The 19,076-nt window shown below is 66.9% G+C and carries 21 protein-coding genes; 10 read left to right on the top strand and 11 right to left on the bottom strand.

Translation table 11 applies throughout. The features are described from left to right. Positions 1-116 precede the first annotated feature (116 nt). Genes VMT65_RS03075 through VMT65_RS03065 form a run of 3 tightly spaced genes read left to right on the top strand, consistent with a single transcriptional unit; the run spans position 117 to position 1,694 of the window. Positions 117-857, top strand: coding sequence for an SDR family NAD(P)-dependent oxidoreductase (locus tag VMT65_RS03075; RefSeq protein ID WP_326306369.1), 741 nt, complete (start codon positions 117-119; stop codon positions 855-857). Then, positions 857-1,237 (top strand): SchA/CurD-like domain-containing protein, encoded by a 381-nt coding sequence (locus tag VMT65_RS03070; RefSeq protein WP_326306368.1) that lies wholly within the window; start codon positions 857-859, stop codon positions 1,235-1,237. The genes VMT65_RS03075 and VMT65_RS03070 overlap by 1 nt, the downstream gene beginning before the upstream one ends. A gap of 4 nt (positions 1,238-1,241) precedes the next feature. Next, complete coding sequence (locus VMT65_RS03065; RefSeq protein ID WP_326306367.1) at positions 1,242-1,694, top strand: anthrone oxygenase family protein; 453 nt, start codon at positions 1,242-1,244, stop codon at positions 1,692-1,694. Between the two features lie 65 nt (positions 1,695-1,759). Here the strand turns inward: VMT65_RS03065 and VMT65_RS03060 are convergent, their stop codons facing one another. Beyond that, entirely contained in the window at positions 1,760-3,574 is a 1,815-nt protein-coding gene (locus VMT65_RS03060; protein WP_326306366.1) for an AfsR/SARP family transcriptional regulator, read from the bottom strand. Positions 3,575-3,899: 325 nt separating this feature from the next. Between VMT65_RS03060 and VMT65_RS03055 the strand changes: the two genes are divergently transcribed. Genes VMT65_RS03055 through VMT65_RS03045 form a run of 3 tightly spaced genes read left to right on the top strand, consistent with a single transcriptional unit; the run spans position 3,900 to position 6,285 of the window. Next, complete coding sequence (locus tag VMT65_RS03055) at positions 3,900-5,444, top strand: acyl-CoA carboxylase subunit beta (RefSeq protein WP_326306365.1); 1,545 nt, start codon at positions 3,900-3,902, stop codon at positions 5,442-5,444. 47 nt (positions 5,445-5,491) lie between these two features. Further along, the gene (locus VMT65_RS03050) at positions 5,492-5,689 is read left to right on the top strand and encodes an acyl-CoA carboxylase subunit epsilon (protein ID WP_326306364.1); all 198 of its coding nucleotides are present in this window, start codon (positions 5,492-5,494) and stop codon (positions 5,687-5,689) included. Between the two features lie 41 nt (positions 5,690-5,730). Continuing rightward, a complete protein-coding gene (locus VMT65_RS03045; RefSeq protein ID WP_326306363.1) occupies positions 5,731-6,285 on the top strand; it encodes a PadR family transcriptional regulator in 555 nt (184 codons plus the stop codon). Between the two features lie 142 nt (positions 6,286-6,427). Here the strand turns inward: VMT65_RS03045 and VMT65_RS03040 are convergent, their stop codons facing one another. Further along, positions 6,428-6,634, bottom strand: coding sequence for a DUF397 domain-containing protein (locus VMT65_RS03040; protein WP_326306362.1), 207 nt, complete (start codon positions 6,632-6,634; stop codon positions 6,428-6,430). Then, positions 6,621-7,535, bottom strand: coding sequence for a helix-turn-helix domain-containing protein (locus VMT65_RS03035; protein ID WP_326306361.1), 915 nt, complete (start codon positions 7,533-7,535; stop codon positions 6,621-6,623). Before VMT65_RS03035 ends, VMT65_RS03040 begins: the two co-directional genes overlap by 14 nt. A gap of 345 nt (positions 7,536-7,880) precedes the next feature. On the opposite strand from VMT65_RS03035, the gene VMT65_RS03030 reads away from it, so the two are divergent. After that, complete coding sequence (locus VMT65_RS03030) at positions 7,881-8,213, top strand: hypothetical protein (RefSeq protein WP_326306360.1); 333 nt, start codon at positions 7,881-7,883, stop codon at positions 8,211-8,213. Positions 8,214-8,235: 22 nt separating this feature from the next. On the opposite strand, the gene VMT65_RS03025 is transcribed toward VMT65_RS03030, so the two are convergent. Beyond that, positions 8,236-8,583 (bottom strand): DoxX family protein, encoded by a 348-nt coding sequence (locus tag VMT65_RS03025; protein ID WP_326306359.1) that lies wholly within the window; start codon positions 8,581-8,583, stop codon positions 8,236-8,238. A 658-nt stretch (positions 8,584-9,241) separates the two neighbouring features. Next, entirely contained in the window at positions 9,242-9,631 is a 390-nt protein-coding gene (locus VMT65_RS03020; RefSeq protein ID WP_326306358.1) for a pyridoxamine 5'-phosphate oxidase family protein, read from the bottom strand. 175 nt (positions 9,632-9,806) lie between these two features. Between VMT65_RS03020 and VMT65_RS03015 the strand changes: the two genes are divergently transcribed. Then, positions 9,807-10,757, top strand: coding sequence for a phosphotransferase (locus VMT65_RS03015; RefSeq protein ID WP_326306357.1), 951 nt, complete (start codon positions 9,807-9,809; stop codon positions 10,755-10,757). Here the strand turns inward: VMT65_RS03015 and VMT65_RS03010 are convergent. Together VMT65_RS03010 and VMT65_RS03005 are read right to left on the bottom strand one after the other, a co-directional pair. Continuing rightward, positions 10,746-11,804: an LLM class flavin-dependent oxidoreductase gene (locus VMT65_RS03010; protein WP_326306356.1), complete on the bottom strand. Its 1,059-nt coding sequence runs from the start codon at positions 11,802-11,804 to the stop codon at positions 10,746-10,748. The genes VMT65_RS03015 and VMT65_RS03010 overlap by 12 nt on opposite strands. Further along, complete coding sequence (locus tag VMT65_RS03005) at positions 11,801-12,274, bottom strand: hypothetical protein (RefSeq protein ID WP_326306355.1); 474 nt, start codon at positions 12,272-12,274, stop codon at positions 11,801-11,803. Before VMT65_RS03005 ends, VMT65_RS03010 begins: the two co-directional genes overlap by 4 nt. A 106-nt stretch (positions 12,275-12,380) precedes the next feature. Here VMT65_RS03005 and VMT65_RS03000 point away from each other — a divergent pair, with 106 nt between their 5' ends. Continuing rightward, positions 12,381-12,698: a winged helix-turn-helix transcriptional regulator gene (locus VMT65_RS03000; protein ID WP_326306354.1), complete on the top strand. Its 318-nt coding sequence runs from the start codon at positions 12,381-12,383 to the stop codon at positions 12,696-12,698. A gap of 69 nt (positions 12,699-12,767) precedes the next feature. Here VMT65_RS03000 and VMT65_RS02995 read toward each other — a convergent pair whose 3' ends face one another. Both VMT65_RS02995 and VMT65_RS02990 read right to left on the bottom strand, forming a co-directional pair. Further along, positions 12,768-14,216, bottom strand: coding sequence for a flotillin family protein (locus tag VMT65_RS02995; protein WP_326306353.1), 1,449 nt, complete (start codon positions 14,214-14,216; stop codon positions 12,768-12,770). Positions 14,217-14,226: 10 nt separating this feature from the next. Beyond that, entirely contained in the window at positions 14,227-14,436 is a 210-nt protein-coding gene (locus VMT65_RS02990) for a hypothetical protein (RefSeq protein WP_326306352.1), read from the bottom strand. 119 nt (positions 14,437-14,555) lie between these two features. Between VMT65_RS02990 and VMT65_RS02985 the strand changes: the two genes are divergently transcribed. Continuing rightward, entirely contained in the window at positions 14,556-15,503 is a 948-nt protein-coding gene (locus tag VMT65_RS02985; protein ID WP_326306351.1) for an ADP-ribosylglycohydrolase family protein, read from the top strand. Between the two features lie 32 nt (positions 15,504-15,535). On the opposite strand, the gene VMT65_RS02980 is transcribed toward VMT65_RS02985, so the two are convergent. Next, positions 15,536-18,271: a helix-turn-helix transcriptional regulator gene (locus tag VMT65_RS02980; RefSeq protein WP_326306350.1), complete on the bottom strand. Its 2,736-nt coding sequence runs from the start codon at positions 18,269-18,271 to the stop codon at positions 15,536-15,538. Beyond that, entirely contained in the window at positions 18,268-18,996 is a 729-nt protein-coding gene (locus tag VMT65_RS02975; protein ID WP_326306349.1) for a TetR/AcrR family transcriptional regulator, read from the bottom strand. The genes VMT65_RS02980 and VMT65_RS02975 overlap by 4 nt, the downstream gene beginning before the upstream one ends. Between the last annotated feature and the right edge of the window lie 80 nt (positions 18,997-19,076).

Below are 19,076 nucleotides of genomic sequence, written 5' to 3'. Positions count from 1 at the left end.
CTGACCACCCACTCCACTGCGTCTCCAGCGACGCACGGGCACACGCGCCGACGATCGAGCCGTCCATCGGGTCCGGTCGACCGCGACTCGCGAACCACGAAAATCATGGAGAGGCAATGGATATCGCAGACAGCCGCACCCGCGTGCTGGTCACCGGCGGCACCCGCGGTATCGGCCGCGCCACCGCGGTGGCCTTCGCCCGGTCCGGCGCACAGGTGATGACCTGTCACCGCTCGAGCGGACTCGCGGCCGAGACGCTGAACAAGGAACTGGCGGCCTTCGGCAACGACCACCGGGTGGTGGTCGCGGACGTGACCTCGGCCGCCGATGTGGATAACCTTGCGGCCCAGTGCCGTGACGAATTCGGCGGCCTCGACGTCCTGGTCAACAATGTGGGTGTCGACGGTGTCGCGCCACTGGAACAACTCACCCCCATCCTGTGGCAGCAGATGTTCGACACCAACATCACCTCGGCGTACCTGGTGACCCGAGCCGTGCTTCCGCTATTGGGCGTCGGCGGGGCCATCGTCAACGTGGCCTCGGCCGCGGCCGGGCGCGGCCGACCAGCCACCGCTCACTACTCCGCGGCCAAGGCCGCCATGATCGGGTTCACCCGGAGCCTCTCGAAAGAACTGGGGCCCCGCGGGATTCGGGTGAATGCCATCGAACCCGGACTGGTCTGGGACGAGGACGACCAGCCCGCGTTACCACAGCCGATCATCGACCGCATCGTCTCGATGACCCCGCTTGGACGGCTGGCCCGTCCCGAGGATGTCGCCGATGTCATCAGCTTCCTGGCCGGAGACGCAGCCAGGTTCATCACCGGTGAATCAATCAAAGTAGATGGAGGAATGTAATGCCGTTCGCCGCGATCACCTACAAGGTCAAGCCCGGTAACGAAGACCGGATCGCCGAGATCTTCGCCAACTTTCGGCGGGTGAACTCCCCCACGTTGCGCGACGACAGCGGAGTCGAGGTCGGAAAACTTTTGGGCACAGCGGTTTTCATCAAAGATGAGCTGATGGTGCGAGTCATCCACTATGAGGGTGACTTCTCCGCCATCTCCGGTCACATGTCGGCCCAGCAGGGTGTGCACGCGTTGGAGAAGCAGCTCGCGCCGTACCTGGCCGAGCAGCGGGACACTTCCAATCGCGATGGGTTCGACACCTATTTCAAGAACTCGACCATGCGGTGCATCTCGCAGCTGTCCATCGACACCTTGCCGCAAGCGGGATGATGCCGTGACTGCCGTCGGCATCGTGGTGATCGTCGGCAGCGGCATCACCGCGGGGGTTCTCTTCGCGGTCGCGTTGAGCATCGTGCCCGCCTTGGGCGCGATGTCTCCCGCGACTTACATCTATACGAACAAACTGCTTGGTAGACACTGGGATCCGACCATGCCGATCATCGTGCTCGGCTCCACCATTGCCGATATCACGCTGGCGGTCCTGGCTCCGCAAGTTGCCGTGGCGATCCTCTACACCGTCGCCGCTGTGCTGCTGCTGGCGGTCTCGGTCGTTTCGCACTTCTGCAATGTGCCCATCAACCGACGGGTGAAATCCGTTGATCCGGAATATGTCCCGGATGATTGGCAGGATCCGCGTCCGGTGTGGCGGCGGTGGCATCTGCTGCGGACCGCCCTCGCTGTCACGGCCCTGGGCGTCAACGCGATCGCCCTGGGCGTCATGGCATGACGACAGCCGGGGAGTAGCCGCAGGAGGGGGATGTGTCCCGCAATGGCGCGGGACACATCCTGCCCCTACCCTGCGCGCGGGATCTCCTGCATCCCGACCAATGCGGTAGCCGCACCGCGGAACATGCCCGCCAACTCGTACATGAACTCGCCCACCGTCGGCGTCACATCGAACAGATGGAACTCGACCAGCTCCTCGAGTACCGCCTCCGCGTAATCATTGGTCGCACAGAGCATCTGGGCCGCCATCAGCTTCGATACCGGACCATCGAGAACTACCAGCGTGTGGAACGCCGACTGCGCGGCCGCCGACAACAGATCGTGGGTGCGGCCGAGTATCTTGAGCAATACCTCCCGGCCCGGCTGCCGCGTCGGTGAAAAGTGTCCCGGCACGGTGTCGAGCGTCGCTTCCTCCAGCACCCGGTCCAGCGGCCAATGCGGTCGCTGCAGCAGCGTGTCACAAATCGCCTGCAATACCGCGGCATTGCCTTCGCACGACTCGATGATTCGGGTGGCGGCGGCGATGTCGTCGCCGATGCGATCCGCGCCGAGCAGGTTGGCCAACATCCGCGAGGACGCCCGCCGGGTCAGCGGGGTGGCCCGTACGACGCCGGTCGGCCGCAGACCCAGCACCCGGCGGCTGACGACAATGACACCGGAACCGGTGCCGCCTGGGAGCAACGGCAGCACCTGGTCGGCCCGGACCACATCGTCCAGCACGATCAGAACCCGATTCGTCGCGGTCCAGCTCCGGAACATGCGGGCGCGCATGTTCGTATCATTCGGAATCCGCGAATCCGCGAACCCCGCCGCACGCAGAAAATCGCCGAGCACCTCACCCGCAGTCACCAATTCACCATCGGCGGTACATAATTCGGCCCATAGCTGACCATCCGGGAAATCGTCCTTAACCGCATGTCCGGCACGAATGGCCAGCGATGTCTTACCGGCGCCCGGCGCCCCGCTGATCTCGACGACGACGGATCCGCTGTCTCGCGTGCCGAAAATTCGCTCGACTTCGCGGATCTGGGCGTCTCTGCCGACCAGGGCGACATCCGGCGGTAATTGCCGCGGGCGCACTCCCAGCAGTGTGCCCATGCGACCGGCATTCGACGACTCGACGTAATCGAGCACAGGATCTTCACCGAGAATGCACAGATGCAATTTCTGTAGCTCCATACAGGGCTCGAGCCCGAGCTCCTCGGACAGCACCGTACGGAGTTGCTGATAGGACGTGAGCGCCTCGACCCGGCGGCCCGAGCGATACATCGCCAGCATCTGTCGGTAGCGAATTCCCTCGTCCATCGGATTCTCGGCCACCAGAGCGGCAAGCTCGCCGATGAGTTGCCGGTGTCGCCCGAGTTCCAGATCAGCGTCGAATCGCTGTTCCAGTGCGGTTTTGCGCAATTCCTCCAGGCGCACCGTTTCCGCCTGCAGGATCGGCCCCATGCTGGCTGCGCCCAGCATCGGTCCCCGCCACATTTCCAGCGCTGCGGCCAATCCGGCCGCCGCGTGGTTCAGGTTGCCCGCGTTGAGATGCTCACGCCCAGCCGCCACGCGATCCTCGAAGATCTTGGCGTCCAACGTGTCCGTCGGAATACGCAGTATGTATCCGGTCTGCGTTGTCTCCAGGAAATCATCCGACTGCGATGTGTTCCGCAGCAGCTTGCGCAATTGATAGATGTATGTTTGTAATGTGGTGCTGGCACTCCTGGGCGGATTATCCTCCCATAACTCGGACATCAACTGATCAATGCGAACCACGGTGTCCGCATTAAGCGCCAAAAGCGCGAGAACTGCTCGCAGCTTCGGCGCCGAAGGTGTGATATCAGCGCCTGTAGAAGTTGTCACTTGAAAAGGTCCAAGAATGCGGATCTTCACTCCACTATCCCCCAATAATCACGCAACATACAAAAGAGCGCCTGCTCGATTGGGCCGTGTACACCCAAGCCACACTCTTGGGAGATCGACTCGTGCCGAGCTCGAAGGGCGATCGAGGCCATCATACAGACATCGACCGACTCTGTTGCACGTCAACAGATATCCGCAGATCAAGCACCTCGCCGGAGCATCGACTCCAGTGGAATTCGAGGAGCGTTCCGACCACCATGAATAGCCTTGGGGCACAGCGGAATCGACAGAGTGCCCGATTCCAACCCCGCGGCAGCGGTGACCGCGGGACAGCACACCTACAGCGAGGACAGCCATGCGGGACCGCGTCGAGGAGCTCGACAGACTGAAACGATCGGTGCTGGACGGCCCCGACCCGGCTGCATCGCAGCGCCAACACGACAAGGGCAAACTCACCGCACGCGAACGCATCGCCCTCCTACTGGACGAAGGGTCGTTCCAGGAGATCGAGCAGTTACGGCGGCACCGCGCAACAGGATTCGGGCTCGAAGACCGCCGCCACCATACCGACGGGGTGGTGACCGGATGGGGCACCGTCGACGGGCGGACAGTGTTCGTGTTCGCACAGGACTTCCGTATTCTGGGTGGCGCACTGGGCGAGGCTCACGCACAGAAGATCCACAAGCTCATGGATCTGGCCATCGGAGCGGGCGCACCGCTGGTCGGTTTGTACGACGGGGCCGGAGCCCGCATCCAGGAGGGGGTCGGCGCGCTCGCCGGATTCGGGGGCATCTTCCAGCGAAATACCAAGGCATCCGGGGTGATTCCCCAGATCAGCGTGATCCTTGGACCGTGCGCGGGCGGTGCCGCGTACAGTCCAGCGCTCACCGATTTCATCTTCATGGTGCGCGAGACCGCACAAATGTTCATCACCGGCCCCGATGTGGTGGCCGCGGTCACCGGTGAGAACGTGACCATGAACGGTCTCGGCGGCGCGGATGTGCACTCACAGGTCTCCGGTGTCACCCACTTCGCCTACGATGACGAGCCATCATGCCTGCACGATGTTCGTGCGCTGCTCTCGATGCTGCCGTCCAACAACCGGGAGCAGCCACCGAGTGCACCGAGCGCCGATCCCTCCGACCGCCGTGTCGAGTGTCTCTACGACCTGGTCCCCACTGACGGCAATCAGCCCTACGACGTGCGGGCGGTTATCGAAGAGATAGTGGACGAGGGACTGTTGTTCGAAGTGCAGGAACACTGGGCGACCAATGTGGTGTGCGCACTGGCTCATTTGGGCGGGCACGCGGTCGGGGTGGTGGCCAATCAGCCCAGCGTCCTGGCCGGTGTGCTCGACATCGTCGCCGCCGAGAAGGCGGCGCGGTTCGTGCAGACCTGCGACGCCTTCAATATCCCACTGGTCACCCTGATCGACGTGCCCGGCTTTCTGCCAGGCGTGGCACAGGAGCACGGCGGCATCATCAGGCACGGCGCCAAACTGCTCTACGCCTACTGCAATGCCACAGTCCCGCGGGTGTCGGTCGTCCTCCGCAAGTCCTACGGCGGCGCGTACATCGTGATGGATTCGCGCTCGATCGGAGCTGATCTCGCTCTGGCCTGGCCGAGCAACGAGATCGCCGTCATGGGCGCCGAGGCGGCGGCGAATGTCATCTTCCGCCGCGACATCAAGGCGGCCGACGACCCGGATGCCATGCGGCAGCAAAAGATCAAGGAATATCGCACCGAGCTCATACACCCGTACTACGCGGCCGAGCGCGGACTGGTCGACGACGTCATCGACCCCGCCGACACTCGGGCCGTACTGATCCGCGGCCTGGCAATGCTGCGCAACAAGCACGCGGAACTGCCCTTGCGCAAACATGGCAACCAGCCACAGTGAGGCCATCCTCAGCGCGTCGAGCGCATGTCGAGAGAAAGTAGAACTCAGTGCAAGAACAACTTCCGGTCATACGCATCGAGCACGGCGAGCCGACCGATACCGAACTGGCGGCTGTGCTGCTCGTACTGTCCCGGGTCATGGGCGGCACCCCAGTCACGCCACCGCAATGCCCCGCCGCGGTGCGATGGATTCACCCCGAGCGTCGCATTGCCCTCATCGCGTCGCACAGTTGGGCGGCCGCGTAACACCCGCGAGCACCCAGGCACCGTTCCTCGAGGAGACAGACATGGCAGGACAGCCTTTTCGGCGGATCAACGCGCTGATGCTGGCCGTCCTCGTACAGTTGCGGCAGCGGCCGATGCACCCGTACGAGATCTCGCGGACACTCCAAGAGAGCGGCAGGGACAGTAGCGTCCGGATCAGCTTCGGCGCGCTCTACAACGCGGTGGAAATCCTCCTGCGACAACGGTTAATCGAGATCGCCGGGGCCGAGCGAGAGGGCAACCGGCCCGTACGCACCATCTACCGCATTACCGAAGCCGGTACGCAGGAAATGCGGGACTGGCTGCGTGCCTGGCTCTCCGAGCCGGAGCGGGAATTCCCCCGCTACCGCGCGGCACTCTCGTTCCTGAACGAAGTCGGCTCGGCGGAAGAGACGGCCCGACTATTGCGACATCGAGTAGCCTCGCTGGAGAAGCGAATAGCCGAGCTCGACAGTGATTTATGCTCTGCCACACAGCAGTCGGAGTTCATCTGCTACGAGCGGCATATGCTCGTCGCCGATCGGACCTTCACCGCTCAGCTGGCAGCGAGAGTCGAATCCTATGAGCCACTGCCGTAGGTCAGGGCAAGGGTCACGACGAGTTCGGCTGGATCATTGTCAGCGCCTGTCCCCGACAGATCGACAGCAAGCTCATGGCACGAAGGCCAGCAGAGCGTGACCCCTCACCATCATGGTCGGCGTAGCCGGCAGACTGCCGCCGCTAACAATCGAACACCCCGGCCACCACCCCGGCCGTGAACGAATCCCATTGGCCCGCCGCGAAAACCAGCGCCGGACCGGTGGGATTCTTCGAATCCCGCACCCCCACGGCCCCTCCCCCGAGCCACGCCACCTCGACGCAGTCGCCTTGGCTCCCACTGTGACTACTCTTGAACCACGTGGCTGCGTGAAGATCAGTGTTGGCCATGTTCGTACTCCTTGATGACCCGGCGAATCAGTTCCCGAGTCGATCCGTCCTCCAGCGTGGCGCTGCGAATTGCCGCGGCAAGTTCACTGTATAGCCGGACCTCGTCGGGCTTTTCCAGGTAGACGTCCTGGGTAGGGCCGCCTTCGATGTACACGACCGGGGGTTCGCCGCGTTCGCCGTCGGGCTCGAACTCGAGGAGGGTGAACGAGCCGCGCGGCATGCCCCACGTCAGCCCGGCGGCGAATGGGTGGATTCGCACCTGCACGTTCGGCAGTTTGGAGACTTCGGCGAGATGCCGCAGTTGAGCGGCCATGATCGACCGGCTACCAATCACGCGATGCAACGCGGATTCGTGTAGCAGCACCTCCAGTTCGACGGGGTGGGTCTTGCGAGTCACGATGGCCTGCCGCTTCATTCGATGCTCGACCCTGCGATCGATATCGGCGCGACTGGTGAATCCGGGGTACGCGCCGATTACCGCCCTGGCGTAGTCGGCGGTTTGCAGCAGTCCCGGTATGTGTTCGTGATAGGTGGTCAGCCGGTTCGCCGCGACCTCGAGGCCGGTGTACATGTTGAATGCGTCCGAGTACAGCCCGCCGTACGCGTGGTACCAACTCTGGGTTCGCGCGATCGCCGCCAGATCCATTGCGGCACGCAGCTCTTCGGAGTCGACCCCGTACACCTCACAGAGCGCACGCACGTCCTGTTTGCGCACTTTTTGCGTTTGCCCAGCCTCGATCCGCTGCAAAGCGGACGCGGAGAGATCCGCAAGCTTTGCCGCCGCGGCGATCGTGAAGCCGTTCGCCTCCCGACACTCCCGCAGAAAGCGACCGAGTTGCCGCCTGGGCAAGGTGGAGCCCGAGGCACCCTCCGCCTCGTCGTGGTCATCACCGCTGGCCATGCCGACTTCCCTCATCATCGAAACCGGGTGGATCAGGTCACGAAATCGGGTGCTGCGGAGACCATTATCGGATATCGCGGTGGGCCTTCGGGTGACTTTCGATCGGGTACCCGATTCTGCGACACCCGGTTCTATGTCGGTGGTGTGCTGAAAGCTCCACTGCGACAGGGAGGAAGATCGCGATGTCCGGCGAGAACCCGTGGTCGGTCCAGTCGATTGTCGAGCGCATCGAGTCCGAGCGCAGGGGTGGGCGGGCCGTGCGGCGGCGGCCGACCCCGCATCGGAGACGCACGTGTGGCGCGTGGCGGTATGCCCTCGCCATGCTCGAGGTGGCGTTGTTCGGTAGTGGCACAGTCCGATTGGCGGGCCGCCATGCCGTGCGATGATCTCGAGCCGATCGAGCTGCAGGTGATTCAGGATGTGCTCGAAGCCGTGGAGGCGCGGATTCGGGAGTTGGAGCGGTGTGGGTGGCGGCTGACCGCGCCGCGCTCGCGGGTTTACGCGGCGGTTCTGCTGGCGGTCGTGGTGAGCGCGCGGGAGGCGCATCGCGTTCCCGCGACGCTCGACCGTGCCGCCATCTTGGATGAAATCCTCGATGGCGCCGAGCCTTTCGGTGATCCGAGGGCTCGGCGACCGATCGAGGACACCATCCGCGGCTACGCCACACCGGTGAACTGAACGCCGAGGCCTCCCCCTGGCGTCACTTGGCGAGCTGGAGCGCCATCGTTGCGGCGGCGGGGACGAGGTAGAGCACCGGGAAGATGGCCGAGGCCGCGTGCCCGGCGCGAATGGAGGTGGCCGAGGCGCCAAGGAAGTAGAGAACGAGGCAGATGGCGGCCGCGATGCCGATCGGCGGGAGGAAGAAACCGACGATCAGCCCCAGCGCACCAGCGGATTTGGCCAGGGCCAGCCAGTTCCACCACGAGGCGGGGACGCTGTACTGCTCGAGCGGTTCGACCACGAACTGCTTGCGGGTGAACAGGGAGAAGCCGGAGAAGCCGATCCACAGTGCCGCAACGACTCCGACGACGTGGTACGCGATATTCATGGTGCTCTTTCCTTTGCGAGTCATCTCGAACAAGAACACCGTCGCACTCGCGAAAGCCGCGCTGTAGTGCGCGCGTCACGACCTCGATGTGCAAAACGCACGGCTGAGGTCGGAGTCGACCGCCGACACCGCTCACTCCTGGTTGACGACCACGTACTCCAGCACGACGACACCGGATTTCGGATGCACCGACAGGATGAGCTCATCCACCAATCCGTGCGCCCACAAGGTGCGGCTGAGTGTCCATGCCCGTACATCGTCAGATCCCCGTCCCCCTCGGCCTTCAGCTTCGCGACCGCTTCCTCCGGATTCCCCGTGATCACCGTGGTGTTGGACCATTCCGGATCGACGAGCGTCGAGGATGAGACGTACTTGGCGATCGCGTTGATCGCCGCGGCGAATTCGCCATCGGCGTGCGCCCATTGCGCGGCGAGGGCCGCATAGGTGGTGCGGCCCATCACCATCGCGTCACTGTGGCCCAGGCGCGCCACCGCATCGGCTTGGCTCTCCTCGGTGAAGTATTGCAGTGCCCAGGAGCCGGGATCGCGGACCGCCCCATCGAGCGAGAGCAGCGTGGATTCGAATAGTTTTCGCATGTACAGGCAGACGCCCCTCGCCCGGCGAAGGAAACTTTTCGCAGGTCACGGCGCTGTGGCGTTCACGTGGTTCGTAGCAGCGACGGTGGGGCCAGGTGAAAGCGGCGGCAGTCGGCACAGCGGCGGGAACCAGCGGCGGCGTTTCCGGTGTGGTGGAGGACGGCCAGGGTGGGCGCGATCTCGAGGGTGAAGTCCCGCAGGGTGGCGTGGCCGTCGATGATGAGGGCGTGGGTGTCGGTGGGCGACGGCGGCCACAGCAGGGTGACGGCCGGATTCGCGGTGATATTGCGGCAGGTGACGGGTCCGGGGGCGGCAATGGTGAAGACGCCGCCGACCAGGGCGGGTTGCTGCGGGGTGGTGTGGGGGCCGAGTTCGCCGATGCTGACCAGGAAGGCGAACTCGTACCGGCCGAGGAGTTCGACCAATTCCGCTGGCAGATCGGGCACGCTCATCAACCCAGCGTAGGCGAGTCCGCGGAACTATCCCGCCCATTTTTCCGCGAATGAGGATATATCATTCCCGATTCGCCGCAGATCCGGATTTGCGGTGCTGACCGTGGACCGACCTGCCGGGACGCGGACGCAGCGCGGGCGGCGGCTAGGGTCGGGATCGTGCTGAATCCACCGGATGGCTTTCGTGAGGACGATCTGGCTCGGGTGTTGCGGGGAGAGCTGGGGGATCGTGGCGGACCGGCTCGAGTATCGGGCGGTCGGGTTCGGCAGCCACCACTGGGAGGTGGGTAGCGGCGGCACGCGGTGGTTCGTGACCGTGGACGAGGCTCGATCGGTCGATTTCGAAGCGCTCGCGGGGGCATTGGAAACCGCCATCCGACTGAGGGACAACGGTTTCGAGTTCGTCATCGCGCCGAAGCCGACACTCGACGGGCACTCGATCGCGCCGCTCGGCACCGAGTTCGCGGTCTCGCTGTATTCCCACATCGACGGCGAGGGCTTCGCCTTCGGCGAATACCGGGAGACCGGCCACCTGAATGCCGTGTTGGACATGCTCATCGCGCTGCACTCGTCCGCACCGGAGCTGTGGTCGGCGGCCCTGGTCGACGAATTCGAGATCGACCGCAGGAAGGAGCTCGAGCGCGAGCTCGAGACTCCCTGCAGCACAGCCGAAGTCACCGGGCCGTACACCCTGCGCGCGGCCCAACGGATCGCCGAACACCGCGACCACATCCGACGCGCGCTCGACCGCTACGACGGCTACACCGATCTCGCGCGCTCCCAGCCCGCCCGCGCCGTCCTCACCCACGGGGAACCGCACGCCGCCAACACCATGAGGACGCCGTCCGGATTCGTCCTCATCGACTGGGAGTCCGCGCGCATCGCCCCACCCGAGCGCGACCTCTGGGACCTCTCCCCCACCGACGGCACGGCCCAGCGCGAATACACCGCCCGCACCGGCCGCGCGCTGATCCCCGACCTGCTCGACATGTACCGTCTCCGCTGGGATCTCACCGAGGTCGCCCTCTACCTCCACACCTTCCGAAATCCTCACGGCGACACCGAGAACGACCGCGTGAGCTGGGAGGGTCTGGTCGAGTCGCTGGATGCCCTGTCACACCGGTGACGGCACCCCTTCCGGCCGCGACCGCAGGCCGCGCAGGCTCGGTGCGATCTCCTCGCCGAGCCGGTGCACGGACTCCTCGACCGCTTCCCGGGGCAGCCCACCCCAATCCACCAGGGCCTGAACCCGATCGAAGCGCACCGCCTCGTACAGCTCGGCGAGTTTGGCCGTGACGTGCTCGCCGGTGCCGATCATCAGGTGCCGACCGGCCCGCAGGCCCTCCTGGAATTGCCGTGGCGTCACGATGAATCCGCCACCGCCGGGGTGTTTGGGGCGCAGGAAGTCGTAGTAGTAGCGATAGGTGGCGGCGGCCTCGGCCATGGTGGGCGCACCGAAGTAGTGCAGGGCGACACCCAGTCGCAGCTTGTCGGCATTGCCGGATTGCTCGCCCGCCTCCCGGTAGATCTCGGCCAGGACTCGCAGGCGGTCGGGTGAGCCGCCGATGTAGCCGAGAACCATTGGCAGGCCCAGTCTTCCGGCCCGCGCGGCACTGCCCGGCGTGCCGCCGACACCCAGCCACACGGGCAGCGGATCCTGGACGGCTCGCGGTGTGACGACGGCGTCCGCCAACTCGGGCCGGAACTCACCCTGCCATGTCACCCGAGGCTCGGATCGTATGCGCAGCAACAGATCCAGCTTCTCCGCGAACAGCTCGTCATAGCGGCTCATGTCGGCCCCGAACAGCGTGAACGGTTCCGGATACGCGCTGCGCCCCACGGTGATCTCCGCGCGCCCCGCACTCAGCAGATCGAGCGTCGCGAAGTCCTGATAGACCCGCACCGGGTCGAGCGCCCCCAGTGTGGTGACCGAGCTGGTCAGCCGAATTCTGCTGGTACGAGCGGCGATAGCGGCCAACACCACAGCGGGTGACGACACCACGAAGTCCTCATTGTGATGCTCCCCCAACCCGAAGTGATCCAGCCCCAACCGATCCGCCAGCACCCCCAACGACACGATCTGCTCGACCCGCTCGGCCGCGCCGCGCATACTGCCGTCCACCGTGACCGGTTGTAGATCGGCCAGTGACGCGATCCCGATATCGATGCTCATGCCCGAGCCTCCCGCCGAACCGCCTCTTCCTCGTCCACCGCGATCCACCCTGCGCCCAAATCGATTTCACCGATGTGGTGGTAGGCGTCGGGCCCCCGGCGGGTGAAGGTGTCGCGCAGCGGAACGGTGGCACCGTTCATGGTGATCGTGCCGAGGAACACCAGCCGATCCCCTTCCCAACCCTTGGACCGCTGGACTCCGCGCCCGCCATTGCTGTCGTACCAGTCGGCCACGAATTCGTCTGTGGCCGAGTCGTATCCCCAGACGTAGCGGGCGCTCAGCGGCGCCGGATTGTCCGGCGTGGGCAGCTCGGCGGTGTTCAGGGTGATCCAGAATCCGCCGGGCTCACGCACGGTGTCGATGCGCATATCGATGGGTTTGCGTGCGCCGAAAGGGGTTTCGTGGAAGACGCCGGGCGCGTCCCACCGTCCCACGAAGAATTCCAGCTCGCCCATGCGCTGTGTGGTCATGTCGTTTCCTCCCCGAGGAGCTTCTACTCAACTACCAAGAGCAGACTATGTTTTTTATAGTGCACTATCAAGTGTGTATCGCGCTACAGCATGTAAAGATGGAGCCATGAGCGAGCCGGACTTCCATACCGCCATCGAACTGATCGGCAAGCGCTGGACGGGCGTGATCCTCCAGCACCTCCTGGCCGGACCCGCCCGCTTCAACGAACTGCGCGACCGCATCCCCCGCATCACCGACGCCATGCTCTCCCAACGCCTCAAGGAACTCGAGCAGGCCGAGGTCGTCGAACGCCAGATCACCGTCGCCCGACCCGTGGAAATCCGCTACGCCCTGACCCCGGTCGGCACCAAGCTCGAGCCGGTCCTCGACGCCGTGCGCACCTGGAGCAAGGAATGGGCCGCCGCCCACCACAACCGGGACTAGAACGCACGACAGCCCGGCCGCCACGTGGCGGTCGGGCTGTGCGCGAACGGTTTACGAGGCGCGAACGGTTTACGAGGTGAGCTTCACCTCACCGTTGGTAGCCGGTTCGGTTTTCAGGGCGGGGAGCAGGGATTCGCGGGCCATCGAGGTCAGCGTGCCCGCCTGCTGGATGATCTCGGCCAGCGCCGAGGTGACGCCCTGTGCGCCATTGAGCACGGTGAACTGGCCGACGTGCTCGAACGGCTTCGCCGCCGCCGCGACGATTTCCGGCAGATTCTCCGCGACCTGCTGGGCGATCACCGCCTCCTGGTTCTTGCTCATGGCCTCGGCGCGCTGCTGGATGCCCGCCGCCTCCGCGGCCATGCGGGCGCGCACGGCCTCGGCCTCGGCGAGACCGCGCGCCTGAATGGCGTCGGCCTCGGCCTGACCGGTCAGCCGGGTGGCCTCGGCCTGCGCGGCGGCCCGCACCTTGATCGACTCGGCCTCGGCCAGCGCCTGCAATTTCGTCTGCGCCGCAGCGGCTTCGGCACGCAGGCGGGTCTCCTGGGCGTCGGCCTCGGCCTGGCTGATGCGGGCGTCACGCGACGCGGCGGCCAGGGTGGTCTGCCGGTAGGCCTCGGCGTCGGCGGGCTTGCGGATCTCGACCTGGAGCTGCTGCTCCTTCTGCTGGGCCTCGAGCTGCGCGACCCGGGTGGCGACCTCGACCACGGCCTGACGCGCGGTGGCCTCGGCCAGCGGGCCCTGCTGCTGGGCCTCCTTGGTGGCCCGGTCCACCTCGGCCTGGTAGCCCGCCTTCTTGATCTGGGTGTCGCGCACCGACAGCGCCACCTGCGCCTGGGCGGCCTGCTCCTGCGCGATGGCCTCGCGCTCGGCCAGGGCGCGCGCGATGCGGGCGTGCTGCTCGACCTCCGCCTGATGCGGAACCGCCAGGTTGGCAATGTAATTCGACTCGCTGGCAATGGACTGGATCTGGAAGGAGTCGATCACCAGACCGAAGGACTCCATCTCGTGCGAGCAGCGATCCCGGACCTGTTCGGAGAACTTGTCCTGATCACTGATCATGTCCTCCACGGTCATCGAGCCCGCGATGGCGCGCAGGTGACCGATGAAGACGTTCTGCACCTTGGTCTCGAGCTCGTCCGCGGGCCGATCCAGGAAGCGGCGGGCGGCATTGGCGATGGAGGAGTAATCGTCGCCGACCTTGTACATGACCACGCCGGTGAGCTGCAGGTTGATCTTCTGGCGGCTCACACACGGCACCACGATCTGGGATTCGTGCGCCTCCAACGAGATTCGGCGGACCTTGGTGAGCCCGGGGGCGACCAGGCAGCCGCGTCCGGTGACAATGCGGAACCCCATGCTCTCACCCGACCCGCCCGGCCCGGTTCCGGCTCGAAAGCCCGAGATGATCAGCGCCTCATCGGGTTCGGCGACGCGCCACGCCATGCGGAACAGCGTCACCAGCACGACCAGCGCGAACAGTGTGATCCCGACCAACGCAAAGACCAGGACATCCACGGTGCACCTTCTATTTCACGAGAACGACTTCTACTGTGCGCCCGCCCAGGCTGTCGACCACGAGTACCTGGGCGTGCTTGGGGATCGTCGATTCACCGTCGGCGGCGCGGGCCAGGAACCGTTCGGTTCCGAACCGCACCTCGATCACGACCTCGCCGAGATGGCCGGGCGTGATCGCGGCCGTCACCCGCCCGTACTTGCCGATCACGTCCGCAGCCATCAACACCCACCCTCGCAACCGCCAATGTCCGACCATCCACACGGTAAGCCTGGCCACCGACACTCACAATCGGCTTACGAAAACCTTGCAGACTTCGCGGTTGGTTACCATCGAACCCGATGCATGCCGACCTGATGCTCGACGCGTTGAACGGACTGTCCGTAGGCGACGCGGTCGGGGCCGAATTCCCCGTCCTGCGCCGCCCGCTCGCCGAACTCGCCACCGGTGAGCTGCCGCCCGGACGGTGGGAGTGGACCGACGACACCGAAATGGCCTCGACCGTCGTCGCCGAACTGCTCGAATACGGTGAGCTGGACCAGGATCGACTGGCCGCGGCCTTCGCCGAGCGCATCGACCAGCGCCGCGACTACGGCTTCATGACCGTGGACACACTGGGCCGCATCCGGCGCGGCACGCCCTGGCGGGAGGTCACCGCGGCCGCGTTCGGCGGCCAGGGCTCCTGCGGCAATGGCGCGGCCATGCGGGTCGCTCCCCTGGGCGCCTACTACTTCGACGATCCGGAAAAGCTTGCCGCCCAAGCCATCCGGTCAGCCCAGGTGACTCACGCCCACCCGGAGGGCATCTCCGGCGCACTCGCCATCGCACACGCGGCCGCCCTGGCCGCGCACGCCCGCCGTACCGAAACCCGCCCCACCCCAGAGCAATTCATTACCGCCCTGCTCGACCGCCTCGACCCCGGCGAGACAACCCGCCTGATTCACCGCGCCCGCACCCTCCTCGGTGCCTCGATCGAGCAGGCCGCCGCCGAGCTCGGCAATGGTGTCCGAGTGACCGCCCAGGACACCGTCCCGTTCACGATCTGGTCCGCCGCAACCCATCTCGGCGACTACCGAGCCGCCGTGGCCACCTGCATCGCCGCGGGCGGCGACACCGACACCACCGCCGCCATCACCGGCGGGATCGTGGCAACCTACGTCGGCGGCCCACCCCACCCGTGGCTCGCGGCACGAGAACCCTTGCCCGCCTGGGTAGAACAGGCGCGGCGAAACCCGCGCAAGCCCGCATCCTCCGGCCGTCTCCGGCGCTGGCTGTCCGGCTCGAAATAGGCTGTCCTGCTCGAAATGGGCGCTGCCGCGGGTCACTCCAGATTCAGGCGGGCCAGTTCCATGCGGCTGGTCACGCCCAGTTTCGGGAAGGCCCGATACAGATGGTGGCCAACGGTTTTGGGGCTCAGGAACAGGCGGGCGGCGATTTCCTTGTTGGTGGCGCCCGCGGCCGCCAGGCGGACCACCTGAAGTTCCTGCGGGGTGAGGCCAGCGGTCAGATCGGTGACGGGCGCGGGGTCCAGGCTCTCCCCGGCCGCGCGCAGTTCGACGCGAGCGCGCTCGGCCCAGACCGCCGCGCCGAGTCGGTCGAAGGTCTCCGCCGCCCGCCGCAGGTGGACGCGCGCGTCGGCACGCCGCCGCTCCCGGCGCAGCCATTCCCCGTACAGCAGGGCGGTGCGGGCGTGGTCGTACCAGATCCCTTCGGCCGCTTGCAATTTCAGGGCGTTCTCATAGGCGTCACCGTCGCCGTCGAGGGCGGCCCGGCCGCGCAGCGCGATGGCCTCCGCGAAGGGCGAGCCCAGGGCGTCCGCCCAGCGTTCGATTTCGGCCATCGCGGCAGCCGCGCGTTCGGGCTGGCGCAGCCGCACGGCGGCCTCCACCAGGTCGCGCAGCAGGTGAACCCAGTTCCCGCGCAACCGATCCGGCGTCTGGTAGAGGGCCTCGAGCCGGTCCAGGGCCGCCTCGTTGCGGCCCTGCCCCAGATCCAGCAGGCCCAGCGCCCATTCGCGGTGGGTGACGTCGGTGAAGGTGGTGTCGCCGCGCCCGGAGTGCCGGCCGCGCTCGGCGAGGTCACGGCATTCCCGCTCGTCACCGCGCATGGCCGCGAGCAGCGCGAGCAGGCCCTCGGCGTGCGCTATCCGGCTCGATTGATCGATATCGCGCGCGATGCGCAGACCCTCGGTCAGCGCCGCGTCGGCCTCGCGCAACCGGCCCAGCAAGAGCTCGGCATTGCCGAGGAACACCGCGGCCGCCGGGAACCAGCCGATCATGCAACGCTCGCGGATGGCTTCCACCAACTCGAACGCGTGATCGCGGGCGTCGGCCACATCACCGATGATCAATCCCTGCCCGGCCAGCACCAGTCGCACCGACAGCGAGTCGGCGTCCAGGGTCCGGATCGACGCCATCGACGCGCGAATCCCCGCGATGCCGCCCACGAGATCACCGGCGTGCAGCCGCAGCGGACCGTCCAGCACCCCGAGCCAGGTCGCCGATCGCTCAGGGGGAAGCGGCAATCCGGCCATCCGCTCCCGCACCCGCCGGAGGCCGTCCAGTTCGCCCTGCCGGTAGGCCGCGCGGCCGGCCTCGAGCAGAATGGCCGCCGCGCGCTCGGGCTCGGGGCCGGCGACCTCGGCCGCGGCCGCCATCAGGAGCTCGCGCGCCTTGCCGATCGCGCCGTCGTCGAAGGCGATCCGCGCGCGGGCCGCACCGAGTCGGGCGCGGGATTCGCACGAGAGCGGCAGCGCCTCGGCGGCCCGGGCCAGCCGCAGGGCGGTGGCGGCCCGCCCCGCCTGGGCCGCCCACTCGACGGCCCGGGCCAAACGCGCGCCGCGCCGCGCCGGCTCCGGGGTGAAGCCGGCGGCGCGTTCCATGGCGGCCGAGGCCGCACAGTACCCGGACTGCTCACACGCGTGCTCGGCCGCGGTTTCCAGTGCGGCGGCGAGGGTTTCGTCCGATCCGGTGGTGGCAGCGGCGAGATGCCAGACGCGGCGGTCGGGTTCGTCGAGCAGGGCCGCGCCGAGCGCGGTGTGCACCGCGCGCCGGTCGGTGAAGACGGCGGCGTGGTAGAGGGCGGCCCGCTGCAGCGGGTGCCGGAATCGGACCCGCCCGTCATCGACGGTCACCATGCCCGACGCTTCGGCCTCGACCAATGCCCGTTCGGGGAGCCCGATTTCGCCCAGCGCCCGCAGGATCAGGCCGAGATCACCGGTCTCCTCGGCCGCGACCACCAGCAGCGCGGTCCGCGCCGGAACGGACAGCGACGCCGTCCGGTGCTCGAATCCGGCGCGCAGGCGGTCCGGCAGCGGCAACGGGCCCAACCGCAGCACGTCCGGATCCATGCTCGGAAGTTCCAGCAGCGCCAGCGGATTTCCACTGGCCTCGACCAGAATCCGTTCCCGCACCTCGCTTTCCAACTCCGGCCAGTGGTCGTCGAGCAGCCGCCGGGCCGCTTCGTCGTCCAGCGGCGCGGGACGTATGGTGCGCACACCGGGCACCGCGAATTCGGGCCGGGCACCGAAGGGTTCGGGACGAGCCGCGAAGACCATGACCACGCCCTCGCTGCCCAGGCGGCGCGCGGTGAAGCGCAGCGTATCGGTCGTCGCCTGATCCAGCCATTGCGCGTCGTCGACGAGGCACAGCACCGGTCCGGCCGCCGACAGTTCGCCCAGCAGGGACAGCAGCGCCAGCCCAATCTGGAATACGTCGACAGCGGCCGGCGGCGGCGCCAACCCGATCGCTCCCCGCAGCGCCGCGGCCTGTCCCGGGGGCAGGGCTCCGATCGGCAGGTCGCGACAGCCGCGCGCGCCCGAGGTCAGCAGCCATTGCAGGCCGGCGAAGGGAAGCTCGGATTCGCACTCCGCCCCGGCGCACCGCAGGATCTGCCAACCCGGGCCCGCCAGTGCGGCCGCGCGGTCCAGCAGTGCGGTCTTGCCCTCCCCCGTGTCACCGATCAGCGCGAGGGCGCCGCTGTGTCCCGCCTCCGCGCCGCGCAGGAGAGCATCAATCGCCGCGACTTCGGCCGCACGCCCGTACCAGCCCTTGGTCACGCCGCCCCGCCGATCGGTCTGCTCCGCAGGCCGTCGAGCATCCGGTCCAGCCCGTAGTTGAACTTGGCGTCACGCACGGCGCGAATGTCGACTTCCCCACGCGCCGCACGCAATTGCGCGATCCGCGGATGGTCGGCCAGCGCCCGCTCGATCACCGGCTGCAACTCGGCGAGACACTCCTGCTCGGATTTGCCGCTGCGACCGACCTTGGTCAACCACGCCGATTCCGCGACGCACATGCCGACCGCATAGCCCAGCACGGCCGTGATGGCCATATCGATCTCGGCGGCGGGGAAGCCCGCGACCTCGAACACCTGGTTCAGACTCTCGCTCAGGCGCAGCACATTCGGGCCCAGGTAGTACAGCCCGACCCCGGGCAGCGCGGCGGCGATCCAGCCGTGCCGCGCGACCATCGACCGCATGCTGCGCGCGTAACCGCTCACGGCCTCGCGCCAGTGCTCCGGCTGCTCACACCGCGGCACGCGAATTTCGGCATAGGCCCGATCCACCGCCAGTTCGAGCAGCTCCTCGCGATTGGCCACATGCCGATACATCGACGTCGCCCCGGCTCCCAGCCGCGCGCCGAGGGCCCGCATGGTCAGCGCGTCGATGCCCTCGGCATCCATCAGCGAAACCGCTTCGTCCACAATGCGTTCCACCGTCAAGGCGGGCCGTTCCCGACGCGGCCGCGCCCATACCGTCGGACTCGGTTGCGGTCCGGCCATCGAAACCCCTCCTCGCAGGGCCTCCGACGGCCCGCCCCGCCAGGCTAGCGCACAGTGTGCGCAGCTGCGAACAGCGCTCA

It is taken from the genome of Nocardia sp. CDC153, assembly GCF_035818515.1.
Taxonomy (GTDB): domain Bacteria; phylum Actinomycetota; class Actinomycetes; order Mycobacteriales; family Mycobacteriaceae; genus Nocardia.
This window is presented reverse-complemented; position numbering and strand designations above follow the sequence as displayed.

Excerpts from the sequence above, each read along its gene's own strand:
- VMT65_RS03015 (WP_326306357.1), top strand. The coding sequence starts at position 9,807 with ATGGCTTTCGTGAGGACGATCTGGCTCGGGTGTTGCGGGGAGAGCTGG.
- VMT65_RS03005 (WP_326306355.1), bottom strand. The coding sequence starts at position 12,274 with ATGACCACACAGCGCATGGGCGAGCTGGAATTCTTCGTGGGACGGTGG.
- VMT65_RS02975 (WP_326306349.1), bottom strand. The coding sequence starts at position 18,996 with ATGGCCGGACCGCAACCGAGTCCGACGGTATGGGCGCGGCCGCGTCGG.
- VMT65_RS02985 (WP_326306351.1), top strand. The coding sequence starts at position 14,556 with ATGCATGCCGACCTGATGCTCGACGCGTTGAACGGACTGTCCGTAGGC.
- VMT65_RS03055 (WP_326306365.1), top strand. The coding sequence starts at position 3,900 with ATGCGGGACCGCGTCGAGGAGCTCGACAGACTGAAACGATCGGTGCTG.
- VMT65_RS02990 (WP_326306352.1), bottom strand. The coding sequence starts at position 14,436 with ATGGCTGCGGACGTGATCGGCAAGTACGGGCGGGTGACGGCCGCGATC.
- VMT65_RS03070 (WP_326306368.1), top strand. The coding sequence starts at position 857 with ATGCCGTTCGCCGCGATCACCTACAAGGTCAAGCCCGGTAACGAAGAC.
- VMT65_RS03035 (WP_326306361.1), bottom strand. The coding sequence starts at position 7,535 with ATGGCCAGCGGTGATGACCACGACGAGGCGGAGGGTGCCTCGGGCTCC.
- VMT65_RS03075 (WP_326306369.1), top strand. The coding sequence starts at position 117 with ATGGATATCGCAGACAGCCGCACCCGCGTGCTGGTCACCGGCGGCACC.
- VMT65_RS03045 (WP_326306363.1), top strand. The coding sequence starts at position 5,731 with ATGGCAGGACAGCCTTTTCGGCGGATCAACGCGCTGATGCTGGCCGTC.
- VMT65_RS03025 (WP_326306359.1), bottom strand. The coding sequence starts at position 8,583 with ATGAATATCGCGTACCACGTCGTCGGAGTCGTTGCGGCACTGTGGATC.
- VMT65_RS03000 (WP_326306354.1), top strand. The coding sequence starts at position 12,381 with ATGAGCGAGCCGGACTTCCATACCGCCATCGAACTGATCGGCAAGCGC.
- VMT65_RS03020 (WP_326306358.1), bottom strand. The coding sequence starts at position 9,631 with ATGAGCGTGCCCGATCTGCCAGCGGAATTGGTCGAACTCCTCGGCCGG.
- VMT65_RS03040 (WP_326306362.1), bottom strand. The coding sequence starts at position 6,634 with ATGGCCAACACTGATCTTCACGCAGCCACGTGGTTCAAGAGTAGTCAC.
- VMT65_RS03010 (WP_326306356.1), bottom strand. The coding sequence starts at position 11,804 with ATGAGCATCGATATCGGGATCGCGTCACTGGCCGATCTACAACCGGTC.